Here is a 16961-nt window from a genome sequence, read left to right as displayed (position 1 = left end):
ACCGGGGGGAGCATTGTCTCCCCCTCTTTTATTTCCTGTTATTTCCCTTTGCTGAGCCCTACTGGGCGCCATGGATCTTCTTTACGACACACTCTTCAACGGCCTGGCCATCGGCTCCGTGCTGGTGTTGGCGGCCCTGGGACTGGCCGTGGTCTTCGGCTTGATGGGTGTCATCAACATGGCCCACGGCGAGTTGATGATGCTGGGCGCTTACACCACGTTTGTGGTGCAAAATCTTTTCAAAAATGGCCCTCTTGAAGGGCTGTTCCCGCTTTACATCCTGGTGGCGATTCCGCTGGCCTTTCTGGTGAGTGGCCTGGCCGGTTTGCTGCTGGAGAAAACGGTGATTCGCCGGCTCTATGGCCGGCCTCTCGAAACCTTGCTGGCCACCTGGGGCGTGAGTCTGATCCTGCAGCAGTTCGTGCGCTCGGTCAGCAGTGCCTTTGTGGTTGGCCTGGTGGTGGCCGTTGCTTTGGGCTTGGTGGGGCCGCGGCTGTTGCCCAGGCCCTTGGGGCAGCGCCGCTGGGCGCCCGTGCTCAGGGTGGCCACCTGGGTGATCGCCGGCCTGGTTGGCATTGCCCTGGCCTCTGGTCTGGGTGGCGTGCGGGTGTTGGATCAGCCCTGGTTCAGTGCTCGCAACATTGATGTCACCGCACCGGTTTGGTTGCGGGGCTCGGTCGATCTCGGTGCCGTCAACATGCCCACGGCCCGGCTGTTCATCATTGCCCTCACGGCCCTGGCCCTGGTGGCCGTGCATTGGTTTCTGCAGAAGAGTGTCTGGGGGATTCGCATTCGCGCCGTCACCCAAAACCGCTCGATGAGCGACTGCCTGGGGATCCCCACCGAAACCGTTGACGCGCTCACTTTTCTGGTGGGATCCGGTTTGGCCGGAGTGGCTGGAGTGGCGGTAACCCTTCTGGGTTCGGTAGGCCCCAACCTGGGCGGCAATTACATCGTCGACTGTTTCATGGTGGTGGTGCTCGGCGGGGTCGGCAAACTCCTCGGCACCGTGGTGGCCGCCCTGGGCATCGGCGTGCTCAGCTATGTGATCGGTTCGGGTTCTCTGTTGCTGGTGTGGCCCGCCATGCCGGCTGGCCTCAATGAGCTGATCACCTTCTTCGCCACCACCTCGATGGCCAAGGTGCTCGTGTTCGCTTTGGTTGTGGTGTTCCTGCAGTTCAGGCCGGCCGGTCTGTTTCCGCAGAAGGGCCGCATGGTGGAGGCCTGAGCCATGGCGAAGAGGCCCACCTGGCTGCCCTGGCTGTTGCTTGTGGCAGCCGGCCTGATTCTTCCGGCGATCCTGCCGCCGTTCCGGCTCAATCTTCTGGGCCGCTTCCTATCCTTGGGGATTGTGGCCCTGGGGATCGATTTGATCTGGGGCTTCACGGGGATGCTGAGCCTGGGGCAAGGCATTTTCTTTGCCCTCGGTGGTTATGCCGTTGGCATGCACCTGCAGCTGCTTGCTTTGCCACCCGGTGAATTGCCGGAGTTCTTTGGCCTGTATGGGGTGAAGGCCCTGCCGGCTTTCTGGCAACCCTTCCATTCGCCGCTATTTACCGGTTTATGCATCTGGGTGCTGCCGGCCCTGGTGGCAGGGGTGCTCGGCTACCTGGTGTTTCGCAACCGCATCAAGGGGGTCTACTTCTCAATCCTCACCCAGGCTGCTTTGCTGGTGTTTTTCAACTTCTTCAACGGCCAGCAGAAGTTGATCAATGGCACCAATGGGCTCAAAACGGATACGGCCCGGATTTTCGGGGAGCTGGTGGGCAGCGACGCCATGCAGCGCAACCTCTTCTGGCTCACCTTGGTGCTGGTGGTGGCGGCCTGGGCGCTGTGCCGCTGGCTCACCCGCGGTCGCTTCGGCGATGCCCTGATCGCCATCCGCGACGACGAACCGCGGCTGCGTTTCACCGGCTACAACCCCACCGCCTATAAGACCCTGGTGTTCGCCATCGCCGGTGCCATGGCTGGCGTCAGCGGTGCGCTCTACACCGTGCAGTCGGGCATCGTTTCGCCCCAATACATGGCAGTGCCCTTCTCGATCGAGATGGTGATCTGGGTGGCGGTCGGTGGCCGCGGCACCCTGATCGGTGCGGTGCTCGGCGCCGTGCTGATCAACTACGCCAAGAGCCTGGTGAGTGAGCAGCTGCCGGAAACCTGGCTGTTCATCCAGGGCGGTCTGTTCCTGTTGGTGGTCACGGCCCTGCCCGATGGTCTGGTTGGCTGGTGGCGCCAGGGCGGCCCCCGTCAGATCCAGGCGATGGTGGGCTGGCCGCCACTGGCACCCACCTATCCCGGCCTGGATCTCGATCCCGCCGTGCAGGCCGAACGCGAGGCCCTTGGCTCCACTCCCGGAGGTGCTCCATGACCGTGTCCGCTTCCACCCCAGTGCTCGAACTGCGCCAGGTGAGCGTCAGCTTCGATGGCTTCTGGGCGCTCAATGACCTCAATCTGTCGCTGGCTCCCGGTGAGTTGCGGGCTGTGATAGGCCCCAACGGTGCTGGCAAAACCACCTTCCTCGATGTGATCACCGGCAAGGTGCGCCCCACCAAAGGGGATGTGGTGTTTCGAGGGCGTTCGCTGCTGGGGATTGCTGAGCACCGCATCGCCCGGCTCGGCATCGGCCGCAAGTTTCAAACGCCGCGGGTGTATCAAAACCTCACCCCTCGGCGCAATCTCGAGCTGGCGGTGAAGGGCAGCCACGCCCCCTTCAGCCTGTTGTTCGGCCGCCTGGACAGCCGCCAACGCGATCGGGTGCAGCAGTTGCTGGCGGTGGTGGGTCTGGAGGCCCATGCCTCCCAGCGGGCTGGCAGCTTGTCCCACGGCCAGAAGCAGTGGCTTGAGATCGCCATGTTGCTGGCCCAGGATCCCTACGTGCTGCTGGTGGATGAGCCCGTCGCTGGCTTGTCCGAGGAGGAAACCGAGCGCACCGGGGCTCTGCTGCGCAGTCTGGCCGGTGACCACACCGTGCTGGTGATTGAGCACGACATGGACTTCATCCGCGAGCTCGATTGCCCGGTCACCGTGCTCCATGAGGGCCACGTGCTGTGCGAAGGCCCGATGGATGCGGTGCAGAGCGATCCCCGCGTGATCGAGGTGTACCTCGGCGTCGAGGACGACGCATGATCTCTTCCCCCACCATGACCTCTCCATCCCATCCCCCCCAGGACGAGGCCGGCCACCTGCTGAGCGTGCGCGGGCTGAACGTTTACTACGGGGAGAGCCATATCCTCCGCAACGTCGACCTCTCGATCGCGCCGGGTCAGATGGCCTGCCTGATCGGCCTCAATGGTGTCGGCAAAACCACCCTGCTCAAGTCGATCATCGGTCTGGTGCCCCAGCGCAGCGGGCGCATCGACCTGGCCGGCAGCGCCTGCGGCGGCATGCCGCCCCATCGCCGGGCCCGGGCCGGCATCGGCTACGTGCCCCAGGGGCGGGAGATCATTCCCCAGCTCACCGTGCGCGAAAACCTGTTGCTGGGCTTGGAAGCTCTACCGGGGGGGATGGCGCGCCATCGCCACATCGATCCGCTGGTGTTTGAGCTGTTTCCCGTGTTGGAAACGTTTTTGGCCCGCCGCGGTGGCGACCTCTCCGGCGGCCAGCAGCAGCAGCTGGCGATTGCCCGCGCCCTCTTGGGCAAGCCCCGCCTCTTGCTGCTCGATGAGCCCACCGAAGGCATCCAGCCCTCCGTGGTGCTCGACATTCAGCGCGCCGTGGCCCGGATTATTCGCGAGACGGGGATTTCCGTGTTGCTGGTGGAGCACCACGCCAGCTTCGTGCGCCAGGCCGATTGGTATTACGCCATGCAGAAGGGGGGCATCGTGGCCAGTGGCTCCACCGCCGACCTCAGCAAGGAGATGATCCAGCGCTTCCTGAGTGTTTGAAGCTTTGGGTCTGGTGATTGGGCCTGGTGACGGGTTGGTTGTCGAGTCCCTGCTCCCTGGCTAGGACTGGGCCTCAAGTTCACGCTTTGAATTGTTGATGCGCTCTTCTTTTGTTGCCGCCGCCGCCGCAGGTCTCTGCAGCACAGGTCTCCTGGCGGGCTCCTTGCCGGCCCAGGCGCAGACCTGTCAGTTCCTGGCCCCCGTTGGTGGCGATGGCGTCACCAACATCATCACCAAGACGATCGGTCCAGGCAATCCCTTTGGCCGCCCCAACTGGAACACCGATTTCTTCGTCACCCAGCTCTACGGCAGCTACAAGTTCTTCTTCACCGCCAATTCTTCGGTGAGTGCCACCTATCCGATTCAGGGATACCTGAAGTTCACTGATGGCTCCAGCCTGCAGGTGATCAACGAGTCGTTTGCTCCTCAGGTGGGCACGGGCCGCATGTGGGGCCCGTTCCCGGCGATCCCCGGCAAGACCGTGAGCCAGCTCAACTTCAAGATCGGGGCCAGTGCCGATCAGGCTGCCACCGGGTTCACCTATCGCATCTCGACGATGGGTTGCAACTGATCGGGTTGCAACTGAGTGGGCTCAACCTGGGCCCCTGGGTGGGCCTGCGCCAGCCGTGAACCGGTGGCGATGGGAAACACCACCAGGGCCCAGGCCGCCAACACGCTGAGCTGGGTCATCAGGCCCAGCTCGATGGCGGTGATGGCCACGATGCCGCCCAGGTAGAGAAACCACCACAGGCCTTGGCGCAGTTGCTGCCGATCAGCCAGGGCAAACAGGCCCGCCGGCACCAGCACGATCAGGCTGGCGCCGCGCAGGGCGCTGCTGCCGCACCAGCTGATCGCCCAGGTGGCCAGCACGAAGGCGGCGGGGCACCACAGGCGGGCACCGGGCAGGCGGTAGGCGCGGTGGGCCTGGGGCAGCTGCTTTCGCAAGGCGATCAGGCTCACCGGGCCCATGGCCAGAGCGATCACCAAGGTGGCCGTCAGGAAGCTCACCACGGTTTGCCAGCTGGGGCCGCTGAGCAGCATCAGCACCCCCATGGCCAAACTCACGAGGAGCGCCACCGAAGGCACCGCCTGGCGGTTGAGCCGGCCGAGGCTGCCCGGTAGCAGCCCACAGCGTCCCATCATCCAGCCCACCCGGGCCGAGGCGCCCATGTAGGCCATGGCCGTGGCGCTGGGGGAGATCACCGCATCGAGCAGCAGCAGCCTCGCCACCCAGCCGAGGCCCAGGCCCATGGCCAGAGCAACCAGCGGTCCGCCATGGGCGCTGAGTTGCAGCCTGCCCCAGCCGCCAGCGAGCTGGTCGGGGGGAACGGACACCAGGAAGGCCAACTGCAGGATCACGTAGACGGCCAGGGACATGCCCAGGCCGAGGGCCATCGCCAGGGGCACGGTGCGCTGGGGCCGGCGGGCCTCGCCTGCCAGATCCATGGCGGTGCGGAATCCCAGCAGGGAAAACAGGATGCCGCCGCTGCTGATCGCCGTGACCATGCCTTGCAGGGTCTGGGCGGGGGCCTGGGGGATGGCGCGCAGGTTGCCCCAATGGCCCGAGGCCAGCATCAGGGTGATCGAGATCAACAGGGGGATGGCCAGCTTCCAGGCCGTGAGCCCATCGATCCAGCGGGCCAACCAGCCCACGCCCGCCAGGTTGATCCAGGCCAGCACCACCAGCAGGGCCGTGGCCAGGCCCAGCCCTGGGGCGCTCAGCACCTGGCCGGCCCCGCTCTGGCTGGTGGTGGCCGCCACGGTGAGCCAGGGAAAGCTGCTGGCCAGGTATTGCAACACCGCCAGCACCTCGATGGTGGGTAGGGCCAGGTAGGCGATCCAGGCGCTCCAGCCGCCGATGAAGCCAGCGGTGCGGCCGTGGCTGAGCAGGGGGATCTGGGCCAGGGCTCCTGAACTGCTCACCAGGGAGCCCAGTTCGGCAAACACCAGGGCCAGGCTGAAGGCGAGCACGCCGCCCAGCAGCCAGGCGCCGAGGGAGGCCGGCCCTGCACTGCGGGCGGCATAGAAGGGGGCAAACAGCCAGCCCGAGCCGATGGTGCTGGTGACCACGGCCAGGGTGAGGCTGCGCAGGCCCAGCTGGCGGGAGAGTCCGGAGCTGGTCATCAACGGTTCATCCAATGATCATCCTCGCCTCGGCAGGAGCAGTTGGCGCCAGAACGTCTCGGCCTCGGCGCCAAGGCTGCCGCCAGCATCCCCATCGGCCAGGGGGATGCCATCCAGGTGGCTGATCGGCCGGCAGCCCAGGCTGTTGATCAACCAGGCCGCTTCGCAGTGGGTCAGATCCTGCTCCTGGATCGGCTGCTCCACCAGCAGGCCGCGATCGAGGGCCTGCTGCCGCATGACGCCCGGCAGGCAGCCATGGCTCAGCGGCGGCGTGACCCAGCTGCCGTTGCGGCGCAGCAGCAGGTTGGCGGTGGTGCCGCAGCAGAGCCCGCCAGCGGAGCTGCGCAGCAGGGCGTCATCGGCGCCGGCCTCTCGGGCCTGGCGGCGGGCCTGGATCGAGGGCCCGTAGGCGAAGCTCTTGCAACGGCTCAGCAGGCTGGTGGCGCTGCGCTCTTCGGTGGGGCTGACGATCACCCGCACCGGCTCAAAACACAGCTCGATGGCACTGAGCTGCAGCCAGAAGCCCGGGGTGCACGCACTAGGAATGGCAATCCCGCGGCTCCCTGCCCCGCAGCCTGAGTTTCTCCCTGAGCCCCGACTCCAGTTGAGCCGCAGGGCGCCACTGCTGATGCCACTGCTGATGCCACTGCGCTGGCTGGCTTCTGTGATCAGGGGTTGCACGATCGCCACGCCCGGTGGGGGCGGCAGGGCCAGCAGGGCAGCGGAGCGCTGCCAGCGATCGAGGTGCTCCTCCAGCAGCCAGGCGCGGCCCCCCTCCACCAGCAGCGTTTCAAACACGCCATCGGCCAGCAGCAGGCCCCGATCGCTGATCGGCAGCGCCAGATCTTCCGGCGGGCCCCAGCACCCTGGCCCCGAGGGGTCGGCCAGCCAGGCGATGGCCGCAGCTGGACTGCTCACGCCAGGGCCTCCAGCAGCGGTTGCAGCTTCCAACCCAGCTCTTCGGCTTCCCCGCCAGGATCGGAGTCGGCCACGATGCCGCAGCCGGCATGGGCCCGCAGCCGCTGGCCGCGCAGCAGCAGTGAGCGGATCAGGATGCTGCTGTCGAAGCTGCCATCGCTCCCCAACCGGAAGAGGGAGCCGCAGTAGGGCCCGCGGGGCACCGGCTCAAGGCCATGCAGCCGCTCACAGGCGCGGATCTTGGGGGCGCCGGTGATCGAGCCCCCGGGCCAGCAGGCCCGCAGCAGATCGATCGCGGTGAGCCCGGGCCGCAGCTGGCCCTGCACCACGGAGGTGAGGTGGTGCACCTGGCGGTAGCTCTCCAGACCCACCAGCTGCGGCACCTGGATCGATCCCGGCGTGCACACCCGGCCCAGATCGTTGCGCAGCAGATCGACGATCATCACGTTTTCGGCCCGGTCCTTGGGGCTGCAGACCAGGTCGGCGGCGGCATCGGCGTCGGCGTCGGGGTCGCGGTGGCGCGGCCGGGTGCCCTTGATCGGCCGGGTTTCCACCAGCCCGGCCCCATCCACCCGCAGAAAGCGCTCGGGCGAAGCCGACAGCACCGCTTCTCCGGCCGCAGCGGCACCAGCGATCGCCAGGCCGCCGAAGGGTGCGGCGCAGGCGCGGCGCAGGCGGTCGTAGAGCACCAGGGGATCGGCGGCGCCCTCCAGCTGGTGTTCGCAGCAGGCGGTGAGGTTGGCCTGAAAGAGATCGCCGGCGGCGATCCAGCTGAGGATCTGCGCCACCTGCTCGGCGAACCGTTCGGGTGGGGTGTGCCAGTGCCAGGCCGTCGGGGGGATGGCTGCCAGTGGCGGGCCTGCCGGGGTGTGGGTGCCTGCCCCGTCCAGATCCAGGCCAGCCAGCAGCGCCGCAAAGGCGGTCAGCCGGGCTGGATCTTCGCCTTCGAGCCACTGCTCCCGGGCCTCGTGGTCGATCACCAGCACCGGGTCGTGGCGAGCGGCCCAGAGCAGGGCCGTGTCGGGGTGATGCCAGTGGGAGGCCGGTTCCACCCAGGCCCCCGCTTCGTAGCTCAGCCAGCCCATCCAGTGGCCGCCGCCCTCGGCCAGGGCGGCCAACTCGGCAAAAGGATCCTCAGCTCCCGTCTGGCCCGGTAACCCTCGGCACACCCGTTGCTCCAGTGGTGCCAGGCCCAGGCGGCTGCAGCGGCCCTGGGGGCTGCCATCGCCATCGAGCCACACCAGCCCTTCGCTGCCCAGCGCCGCGGCCAGGGCCTGCACCAGCGGCCAGGGCTCCCGCCAGGACAGGGGGTGGCGCTGGCTCATGGGGCCGTCGGGTGGCTGGCCAGGTCGGGTCGTCCGGCTTCGATCAGGGCGGCATCGCGGATGCGGCAGCTGTCGCACAAGCCGCAGGGTTGCTCCCCGCCGGCGTAGCAGCTCCAGGTGGTCGCAATCGGCACCCCCAGCCGCAGGGCTTCCTGCACGATGCGCGTCTTGCTCCAGCTCACCAGCGGCGCCCAGAGTTGGGCGCCGTGGCCTTCGCGTCCGGCCTTGCTGGCCAGGTTGGCCAGGGTCTGGAAGGCGGTCAGGTAGTCGGGGCGGCAGTCGGGATAGCCGGAGTAGTCGACGGCGTTTACTCCCAACACCAGCCGCTCGGCGCCGCGGGCTTCAGCCAGGCTCAGCCCCAGGGCGATGAATACGGTGTTGCGGCCCGGCACGTAGGTGCTGGGAATCACACCTGCCTCGACGCCATCGATGGGGATGGCCAGGGCTCCATCCGTGAGGGAAGAGCCGCCCCAGGCCGCCAGGTTGACGGCGATGGTGTGGTGTTCCTCGAGGCCCAGGGCGACGGCCAGCTCCGTGGCGGCTTCCAGTTCGCGGCGGTGGCGTTGGCCGTAATCGAAGGAGAGCCCGATCACGCGGTGGCCGGCCTCGCCCGCCAGGGCCGCGGCGGTGGCGGAATCCAAACCGCCGGAGAGCAGGGCGATGGCCAGGGGCGGAGTGGGCATGGTCACGGATGCGAAACGGCCAGGGCGAGGGTCTGGTTCGCGAGTCGCTCACAGAGGTTGTACAGATGTACATCTTCCCTGAGGCCAGCGGCGTTCAATCCCGCCACGATGGCGGCAGTGCAACCGCAAGGCCGCCATGGTGATGGGACTGGTTCGCCTCTCGTCGTTGTTGTCCACGGGCATGACGCTCCTGCTGGTTGGGGCCCCCGCAGGCGCCATCCCCAGGCTCGATCTCTCCAGCTACCCCAAGCCTGCTGCTGGTGATCGGCGCTGGGTGATCCAGCTGCCGGGGGTGTTGCGGCCCTCTGCGGATGCGGTGATGTCGTCCAACCCCGCTGATTGGCGGGTGCAGCTGATCGTCGGCCAGATGGCGGAGGTGGATTGCAATCGCCAGGTGTTCGGCGGCAAGCTGCGCCCCGTGAAACCCGCCCAGAAGGGTGGCCCGGTGATCTACCGAGTCACGGATGTGGGGTCCCTGGCCTCCACTCGCATGGCCTGCCCGCCGGATCAGTCCCGCCGTAGCGCGTTTGTGCCGATGGCTGGCCAGCCGTTTGTGGTGCCATACAACGCCAGCCGTCCCATCGTGGTGGATGCGCCCCGGCCCTTGGAGTTGCGTTGGCGCCTGTGGAAGGCCGAAAGCCAGGAGCGCCCGGCGAGTCTGCAGTGATCAGCGAGTCGTGATCAGCGCAGCCCCAGCAGCTTGTGGCTCTGCAGGCTGAGCCGCCATTGGGGGTGCTGGCGCACGTAGTCGATCGCCAAGGTCTGGCCGTTGGCGGAGTCCCAGCCTGGCTGAAGCAGGAGCTGGGGGCTGGTGTTGCCGTCTCGCGCTGCTTGGGCCGCAGCGGCCATCGCTTCCGCGAAGTCCAGATCCTCCGGCCCGTGCACCACCACCTTCAACTCATCGCAGGCGGCCAGCAGCTCCGGCAGCGGCGGCCGGTGGGCCTTCGGCGAGAGGGTGACCCAGGCAAAGCGGCCGCTCAGCGGATCAACGCCACTGGTTTCCAAGTGCAGCGGCAGCCCTGCGGCAGCTAGCGCGTTGCACAGGGGTGCCAGATCGTGGTGCAGCGGTTCTCCGCCGGTGATCACCACAAAGGCGGCTCCGGCGATCGCGGCGGCCTGGGTTTCGGCAGCGAGCGCCGTCAGGCTTCGCTGCGGGTGCACGTCTGTGGGCCAGGAGTGCTTGGTGTCGCACCAGCTGCAGCCCACGCTGCACCCGCCCAGCCGGATGAAGAAGGCGCCGCGGCCGGCGTGGAGTCCTTCCCCCTGCAGGGAGTGGAAGGTTTCCACCACGGGCAGGGTGCCCGTCATGCCACGGCGTTGGTGCTGGCGAGGGCTTCCTGGGGCGACCGCGGCAGCCGCTGCTGGGCGGCTTCGATCAGGCCGCGGAAGAGCGGATGGGGCTTGCCCGGGCGGGAGAGGAATTCCGGGTGGTACTGGCAGGCGGTGAAGAAGGGGTGGTCTTTGAGCTCGATCAGCTCCACCAGCCGGCCGTCCGGTGAGGTGCCGCTGATGGCGTACCCCGATTCCAGAAACAGGCTGCGGTAGGCGTTGTTGAACTCATAGCGATGGCGGTGGCGCTCGTACACCACTTCCTCGCCATAGAGGCGTTGGCCCAGGGTGCCGGCCGCCAGGCGGCAGGGGTAGACCCCGAGCCGCATCGTGCCGCCCAGGTCCACCACGTCCTGCTGCTCGGGCAGCAGGTGGATCACCGGGTGGGCCGTGTCGGGATCCAGTTCGGCGCTGGTGGCATCGGCCAGGCCCGCCTGGTTGCGGGCCCACTCGATCACGGCGCACTGCATGCCCAGGCACAGGCCCAGGAACGGCACCCGCTGCTCGCGGGCCCAGCGGATCGCGGCCACCTTGCCGTCGACGCCGCGGTTGCCAAAGCCGCCGGGCACCACCACCGCATCCATGCCCGCCAGCAGTGCTTCGGCGCCCTGGGTTTCGATCTGTTCGGCGCAGATCCAGTGCAGATCGAGGGAGGCATCCCGATCCAGACAGGCGTGGCGCAGGGCCTCCACCACCGAGAGGTAGGCGTCGTTGAGCTGCACGTATTTGCCCACCAGGGCCACCTTCACGGCCGGGCCCGGGTGCCGCAGCTTGGTGACCAGCTCCTGCCAGCGGGCCATGTCACTTTCAGCGTTGCTGAGCTGCAGCACGTCGAGCACCTCGCGGCAGAGGCCCTCCTGCTCCATGGCCAGCGGCACGGCGTAGATGCTGTCGGCATCGAGGGCCTGGATTACCGCCCGCTCGGGGACGCCGCAGAAGCCGCCGATCTTGCGCCGCAGCTCCTCGCTCACCGGCCGGTCGCTGCGGCACACCAGCACATCCGGCTGGATGCCGATCGAGCGCAGCTCCTTCACCGAGTGCTGGGTGGGCTTGGTTTTCAGTTCGCCCGAGGTGCCAATGAAGGGCAGCAGGGTGACGTGCACGTAGGCCAGGTCGTGGCGCCCCACATCGCCCCGAAATTCTCGAATCGCCTCCAGAAACGGCAGCGATTCGATGTCGCCTACAGTTCCGCCGATCTCCCCGATCACCACGTCGGCACCCGAGTTGGCCGCCACCCGTTGGATGCGCTCGCGGATCTCGCCGGTGATATGGGGAATCACCTGCACGGTGCCGCCGTTGTAGTCGCCGCGGCGCTCCTTGTTGATCACCGACTGGTAGATCGAACCGGTGGTCACGCTGTTGAGGCGCGACATGGCGGTGTCGGTGAAGCGCTCGTAGTGGCCCAGGTCGAGGTCGGTCTCGGCGCCGTCCTCGGTGACGAACACCTCACCGTGCTGGTAAGGGCTCATCGTGCCCGGATCAACGTTCAGATACGGGTCGAGCTTGAGGATCGAGACGCTGTAACCGCGGCTCTTGAGCAGCCGCCCAAGGCTCGCGGCCACGATGCCCTTGCCGATGCTCGACACCACACCGCCGGTGACGAAGACGAACTTGCTCATATCCCGGAGACCGATCCCTCAATGTACCGGGCGTTCCAAGGCTCCCTTGCGCCAGCTCAACCCTCAAGCAGGCTGCGCAGCATCCAGGCGGTCTTCTCGTGAATCTGCAGCCGCTGGGTGAGCAGGTCGGCGGTGGGCTGGTCGTTGGCCCCGTCGGCGGTAACCATCACGCTGCGGATCGTGCGGGCCACGGCCTCATGGCCCAGCACCAGCTCGCGCACCATCTCCAGGGCGGCCGGGATGCCATGGGTTTCGGGGATGGAGGAGAGCTGGCCGTAGGTGGCGCCGCCAAAAGGTGCCGGGCAGCCCAGGGCGCGGATGCGCTCGGCGATGGCGTCGAGGGCCATCCAGAGCTCGGTGTACTGCTCCATGAACATCAGGTGCAGCGTGTTGAACATCGGCCCGGTGACGTTCCAGTGGAAGCCGTGGGTCTTGGCGTAGAGCACGGTGGAATCGGCCAGAACTCGGCCCAGCCCTTCGGCGATCTGCAGGCGCTGGGGTTCGGGGATGCCGATGTCAATCGGGGGTGCGGTGTTGGCCATGGCGGCTTATCCGTAGTGACTTCGTTTTAGCCCGGTTTGGCTGGTTTAGTCGAGGCTGCCCAGGTAATCCTTCACCCGGCAGCGGTTCTGGGGCTGACGCAGCTTCAGCAGGGCCCGTGATTCGATCTGGCGCACCCGCTCCCGGGACAGGTGCAGGGCTTCACCGATTTCCGTGAGCGTGCGGGGGGTGTCGTCCTCCAGGCCAAACCGCTGGCGGATCACTTCGGCCTCACGGCTGTTCAGTTCCTCCAGCAGGGCTTTGAGGTCGTCGTGGAGTTGCTCGCGGGCCAGTTCCTGCTCCGGTGTGCTGTGGCTGTCCTCCAGCAGATCGCCCAACTCCGTGTCCTGGTCCTTGCCCACCCGCCCTTCCAGGGAGACGGGGCGGGGCACCTGCAGCAGGGTCTGGCGAACCGCTGCTTCGCTGAGTTCCAGATCCCGGGCGATCTCGGCTACGGTTGGGGTGCGGCCGAGGCGGGCGGTGAGCTCCCGCTGGGCGCGCTTGATCCGGTTGAGCTTCTCGGTGATGTGCACCGGTAGCCGGATCGTGCGGCTCTGGCTGGCGATGGCCCGGGTGATCCCCTGGCGTATCCACCAGTAGGCGTAGGTGCTGAAGCGGAAGCCCCGGGTTGGGTCGTAGCGCTCCACGGCCCGCTCCAGCCCGAGGGTGCCTTCCTGCACCAGATCCAGCAACTCCAGGCCGCGACGCTGGTACTTCTTGGCCACCGCCACCACCAGCCGCAGGTTGGCCTGGATCATCCGCTCCTTGGCCCGCTTGCCGCGGTGCAAGGCCTGGCGCCGTTCGCCTGCACCCAGCTCGGGCTCTGCTCCCTCCTGCAGGAGTCGCTCGCGCCGCTGCACCAGGCGAGCCAGGGTGAGCTCCTCCTCCTGGCTCAGCAGGTCAACCCGGCCGATGTCCTGGAGATAGAGCCGCACCAGGTCGGTGATGGCGGGGGTGTTGGGCAACCGCAACGGTCGGTGATTGCTTCACCGTTGCCCGCATGGGCAGTGGAGTCGTTGATTCCCCTGATTTGTTTTGGTTTTCAGCCAGCGTCCTCGTCCACCCAGGTGCTGGCCACGTGCAGCTCCTCCAGCTGCTTGCCAGACACCCCTGCCGGAGCCTGGGTCATCAGGCAGCGGGCCTGCTGGGTTTTCGGGAAGGCGATGGTGTCGCGGATCGACTCCTCGCCGGCCAGCAGCATCACGATCCGGTCCACGCCGAAGGCCAGGCCGCCGTGGGGCGGAGCGCCCATGTCGAGGGCGTCCATGAGGAAGCCGAATTGCTGGTTGGCCTCCTCCAGGGGCAGGCCGATGGTTTGCAGCACCTGGCGCTGCAGGGCCGAATCGTGGATGCGCAGGGAGCCGCCGCCCAGCTCCAGGCCGTTGAGCACCAGGTCGTAGGCCTGGGCGCGAGCCGTGGGCAGGGTGGTGGCCCAGGCGGCGGGGTCGCTGCCCAGGTCGGCGCTGTTGGGGGCGCAGAAGGGGTGGTGCAGGGCCTCGAGGCGGTTCTCGTCTGAGTTGAACTCAAACATCGGGAAATCCACCACCCAGAGGAAGTTCCAGCTGTCGTTGTCGCGGTCGGGCTTCACCAGGCCCAGCTCGCGGGCCAGGAACTGGCGCACCCGATCGAGGGCCTTGTTCACCGTGGCGGTGTCGCCGGCGCCGAACAGCAGCAGGGTGCCGGGCTCAGCGCCGGTGCGGGCCAGCAGTTCAGCCTTCTTCGCGTCTGTGAGGTTGTCCTTGATGGCGCCGATCGTGTCGATCTCGCCGCCCTCGCGCACGCGGATGAAGGCCAGGCCGCCGGCGCCAGCCGCCTGGGCCTCGCTGAACACATCGCCGCCGGGCTTGATGCGCACGTTGCTGATGGCGTCGTTGCCGCCGGGCACGGCGATGCACTTCACCGAGCCGCCAGCGGCCACCGCACCGCTGAACACCTTGAAGCCCATGTCAGCCACGATGTCTGAGGCATCGGTGAGCTCCAGGCCGTAGCGGGTGTCGGGCCGGTCGGTGCCGTAGCGCTCCATGGCGTCATGCCAGGTGAGGCGCGGGAAGGGGCGGGGCAGCTCCACACCCTTCACGCTTTTCCAGATGGAAGCGATCAGGGCTTCGTTGAGCTCCAGGATCTCCTCCTGGCCCATGAAGCTCATCTCGATGTCCAGCTGGGTGAATTCCGGCTGGCGATCGGCGCGTAGGTCTTCGTCGCGGAAGCAGCGGGCCACCTGGTAATAGCGCTCGATGCCGCCCACCATCAGCAGCTGCTTGAACAGCTGGGGCGACTGGGGCAGGGCGAACCACTCGCCGCCGCACACCCTGGAGGGCACCAGATAGTCGCGGGCGCCTTCGGGGGTGGAGCGGGTGAGCACCGGGGTTTCCACCTCGATGAAGCCCTGGTCTTCGAGGAAGCGTCGGGCGGCCTGGATCGTCTGGGCGCGCAGGCGCAGGTTGCCGTTCATGCGCTCGCGGCGCAGATCCAGATAGCGGTGGCGCAGCCGCAGCTCTTCGCGGGTGTTCTCCTCGTCGTGCACCGACACGGGGAAGGGCAGGTTGCCCTTCACGGCGTTGAGCACGGTGATGGTGCTGGCCAGCACCTCGATGCGGCCGGTGGCCAGCTTGTCGTTGATGGCGTCGGCGGGGCGCTCCCGCACGGTGCCTTCCACCTGGATCACCGTTTCATTGCGCAGGTGCTCGGCCACGGCGAACATGGCAGCGCCCTTGTCCGGGTCGACGGTGATCTGCACGGTGCCGCTGCGGTCGCGCAGGTCGATGAAGATCACACCGCCGTGGTCACGGCTGCGGTCCACCCAGCCGCAGAGCTGAACGGCCTGGCCGCTGGCGTCGTGGCGCAGGTCGCCGCATCCGTGGCTGCGCATCTGGGATCGGGTCTGGGATTCGCGATTGTCCCATCTGAGGGCTCCCCAGCAGCTCAGATGGGCGGACCGTCCTGAAGTCCGTACAGGCTGTACAGAATTGGCGACAGCTGAACGTTCAGCGCCGGTAGAAGGGGCGCCTCACCACCAGGGCTGGCTCGGCCTTTGCGCGGATCTCCACCGCGAGCTCGGTGCCCGGCTTAGCCAGCTCAGCGGGCACCAGGGCCAGGGCGATGCCCGCTTCCAGGCTCGGCGACCAGCCGCCACTGGTCACCGTGCCGAGCGGCGTGGTTCCCGCAGCGGCCCCGGTGGCCAGCACCGGGTAGCCATGCCGGGGGATGGCGCGCCCCTGCAGCTTCAGGCCCACCAGCCGGCGCTTCAAGCCCTCGGTGGTTTGGCGCTCCAGCACTGCGCGGCCGATGAAGGGCTTGGGCATCTCCAGGTGCACCAGCCAGCCCAGCCCCACATCCAGGGGTGTGGTGGTGGCATCCATGTCGGCGCCGTAGAGGTGCATGGCCGCCTCCAGCCGCAGGGTGTCCCGGGCGCCGAGGCCGCAGGGGGTGACGCCGCTGTCCAGGAACCGCTGCCAGAGGGCCAGGCCCGCCGCGCGGGGCAGCAGTAGCTCGAAGCCGTCCTCGCCGGTGTAGCCGGTGCGGCCCACGAAGGCCTCTCCAATGCCTGGCAGATCCAGCACCCGGTGGCCGAAGCGGGGAAGTCCGGCCAAATCCTGGCCGCTGAGGGCCTCGAGCCGGGCGGCGGCTTCCGGGCCCTGTAGGGCCAGCAATACCCCGTCTCCTTTGGCGTCCGCAATGGTGATGCCCTGGGGTTCCAGCTGGCTGCGGATCCAGGCCGTGTCGGCCTCGGCGCAGGCGGCGTTGATCACCAGCAACAGCGCGTCGGTGTCGTCGATCCGGCCTTGGTCGTAAACGATCAGGTCGTCGCGGATGCCGCCCTGCGCATTGAGCAGCACCGTGTAGCAGGCTTCACCAGGGCCGATGCGGAAGAGGTCGCTGGGCACCAAGGCCTGCAGGGCATCCTTGGCGCCATCGCCCCGCAGGCTGAGCACGCCCATGTGGGAGATGTCGAACACCCCGCACTGGCGTCGAACGGCGTGGTGTTCGGCAACCAGGCCGGTGAACTGCACGGCCATCTCCCAGCCGGCGAAGGGCACCATCCGGCCCCCGGCCGCCGTGGCGGCGTCAAACAGGGGAGTGCGCTGGAGGCCCATGGGGCGGATCCTATGCAGCCATGGCGGGAATCCAGAAGGAACTCGGAAGATTCGGTTTTCCGGCTACCCGGAGGCGGCAGCCGTACATACCTTGAGAGACCCGAGTTCTGCCTGGATGGGTTCGCGCCCTTGCTGCTGCAGCTGCCGCCACTGCGCTCCTCCCGCGGGGGCGGAGTTTGGCTGGTGCCAGCTGCGGCGGTTGCCGATCCATCCCGAGTTAGCGGCAGAGCTCTGGTGCCATCACTGGACCGCCCGTCCGCCGCGGTTGCCCGTGATGGCCTCGCCAGCCTCGAGAGGAGGGGCGTCAGCGCAGCCGAACCAACAGCTCAGCCTGGAGTCGGCACTGGCAGAAAGCTGAAGCAAATGTGAAGTTTGCTCCAAATGGTCTGCTCCTGTGGGCCAGATCTGGGCACTGAGAGGTGCCTAGGTTGTATTAAGGGAGCAT

General features: G+C 67.5%; 16 protein-coding genes. 6 read left to right on the top strand and 10 right to left on the bottom strand.

From position 1 onward, the window contains the following. Positions 1 to 70: 70 nt before the first annotated feature. From KBY57_RS03285 to KBY57_RS03265, 5 genes are all read left to right on the top strand, one after another. Positions 71 to 1228 carry an ABC transporter permease subunit gene (locus KBY57_RS03285; protein WP_254994447.1) on the top strand — a complete coding sequence of 386 codons (1158 nt, stop codon included), beginning with the start codon at positions 71 to 73 and terminating at the stop codon, positions 1226 to 1228. A 3-nt stretch (positions 1229 to 1231) separates the two neighbouring features. Further along, positions 1232 to 2368: an urea ABC transporter permease subunit UrtC gene (gene urtC, locus KBY57_RS03280; RefSeq protein ID WP_254994446.1), complete on the top strand. Its 1137-nt coding sequence runs from the start codon at positions 1232 to 1234 to the stop codon at positions 2366 to 2368. Beyond that, positions 2365 to 3126: an urea ABC transporter ATP-binding protein UrtD gene (gene urtD, locus KBY57_RS03275; protein WP_254994445.1), complete on the top strand. Its 762-nt coding sequence runs from the start codon at positions 2365 to 2367 to the stop codon at positions 3124 to 3126. Before urtC ends, urtD begins: the two co-directional genes overlap by 4 nt. A 14-nt stretch (positions 3127 to 3140) precedes the next feature. Beyond that, positions 3141 to 3884: an urea ABC transporter ATP-binding subunit UrtE gene (gene urtE / locus KBY57_RS03270; RefSeq protein WP_254994444.1), complete on the top strand. Its 744-nt coding sequence runs from the start codon at positions 3141 to 3143 to the stop codon at positions 3882 to 3884. A gap of 97 nt (positions 3885 to 3981) precedes the next feature. After that, the gene (locus KBY57_RS03265; RefSeq protein WP_254994443.1) at positions 3982 to 4455 is read left to right on the top strand and encodes a hypothetical protein; all 474 of its coding nucleotides are present in this window, start codon (positions 3982 to 3984) and stop codon (positions 4453 to 4455) included. Here the strand turns inward: KBY57_RS03265 and KBY57_RS03260 are convergent. Genes KBY57_RS03260 through queC form a run of 4 tightly spaced genes read right to left on the bottom strand, consistent with a single transcriptional unit; the run spans position 4425 to position 8934 of the window. After that, positions 4425 to 6008 (bottom strand): APC family permease, encoded by a 1584-nt coding sequence (locus KBY57_RS03260; RefSeq protein ID WP_254994442.1) that lies wholly within the window; start codon positions 6006 to 6008, stop codon positions 4425 to 4427. The genes KBY57_RS03265 and KBY57_RS03260 overlap by 31 nt on opposite strands. 18 nt (positions 6009 to 6026) lie before the next feature. Next, positions 6027 to 6926 (bottom strand): aminotransferase class IV, encoded by a 900-nt coding sequence (locus KBY57_RS03255; protein WP_254994441.1) that lies wholly within the window; start codon positions 6924 to 6926, stop codon positions 6027 to 6029. Next, positions 6923 to 8251, bottom strand: coding sequence for an anthranilate synthase component I family protein (locus KBY57_RS03250; protein ID WP_254994440.1), 1329 nt, complete (start codon positions 8249 to 8251; stop codon positions 6923 to 6925). Before KBY57_RS03250 ends, KBY57_RS03255 begins: the two co-directional genes overlap by 4 nt. Further along, positions 8248 to 8934 carry a 7-cyano-7-deazaguanine synthase QueC gene (gene queC, locus KBY57_RS03245; RefSeq protein WP_254994625.1) on the bottom strand — a complete coding sequence of 229 codons (687 nt, stop codon included), beginning with the start codon at positions 8932 to 8934 and terminating at the stop codon, positions 8248 to 8250. Before queC ends, KBY57_RS03250 begins: the two co-directional genes overlap by 4 nt. Positions 8935 to 9076: 142 nt before the next feature. On the opposite strand from queC, the gene KBY57_RS03240 reads away from it, so the two are divergent. Continuing rightward, positions 9077 to 9601: an ecotin family protein gene (locus tag KBY57_RS03240; RefSeq protein ID WP_254994439.1), complete on the top strand. Its 525-nt coding sequence runs from the start codon at positions 9077 to 9079 to the stop codon at positions 9599 to 9601. A 14-nt stretch (positions 9602 to 9615) separates the two neighbouring features. Here the strand turns inward: KBY57_RS03240 and KBY57_RS03235 are convergent, their stop codons facing one another. From KBY57_RS03235 to gcvT, 6 genes are all read right to left on the bottom strand, one after another. Beyond that, positions 9616 to 10242 (bottom strand): 7-carboxy-7-deazaguanine synthase QueE, encoded by a 627-nt coding sequence (locus tag KBY57_RS03235; RefSeq protein WP_254994438.1) that lies wholly within the window; start codon positions 10240 to 10242, stop codon positions 9616 to 9618. Next, positions 10239 to 11882: a CTP synthase gene (locus tag KBY57_RS03230; protein WP_254994437.1), complete on the bottom strand. Its 1644-nt coding sequence runs from the start codon at positions 11880 to 11882 to the stop codon at positions 10239 to 10241. Before KBY57_RS03230 ends, KBY57_RS03235 begins: the two co-directional genes overlap by 4 nt. 56 nt (positions 11883 to 11938) lie before the next feature. Continuing rightward, positions 11939 to 12424 (bottom strand): Dps family protein, encoded by a 486-nt coding sequence (locus KBY57_RS03225; RefSeq protein ID WP_254994436.1) that lies wholly within the window; start codon positions 12422 to 12424, stop codon positions 11939 to 11941. A gap of 45 nt (positions 12425 to 12469) precedes the next feature. Then, positions 12470 to 13387, bottom strand: coding sequence for an RNA polymerase sigma factor, RpoD/SigA family (locus KBY57_RS03220; protein ID WP_315859767.1), 918 nt, complete (start codon positions 13385 to 13387; stop codon positions 12470 to 12472). A gap of 77 nt (positions 13388 to 13464) precedes the next feature. Next, positions 13465 to 15291 carry an aspartate--tRNA ligase gene (gene aspS / locus KBY57_RS03215; protein WP_254994434.1) on the bottom strand — a complete coding sequence of 609 codons (1827 nt, stop codon included), beginning with the start codon at positions 15289 to 15291 and terminating at the stop codon, positions 13465 to 13467. Between the two features lie 115 nt (positions 15292 to 15406). Then, positions 15407 to 16516: a glycine cleavage system aminomethyltransferase GcvT gene (gene gcvT, locus KBY57_RS03210; RefSeq protein WP_254994433.1), complete on the bottom strand. Its 1110-nt coding sequence runs from the start codon at positions 16514 to 16516 to the stop codon at positions 15407 to 15409. Positions 16517 to 16961 lie beyond the last annotated feature (445 nt).

This window comes from Cyanobium sp. Aljojuca 7D2 (genome assembly GCF_024346415.1).
Lineage (GTDB): Bacteria > Cyanobacteriota > Cyanobacteriia > PCC-6307 > Cyanobiaceae > Cyanobium_A.
This window is presented reverse-complemented; position numbering and strand designations above follow the sequence as displayed.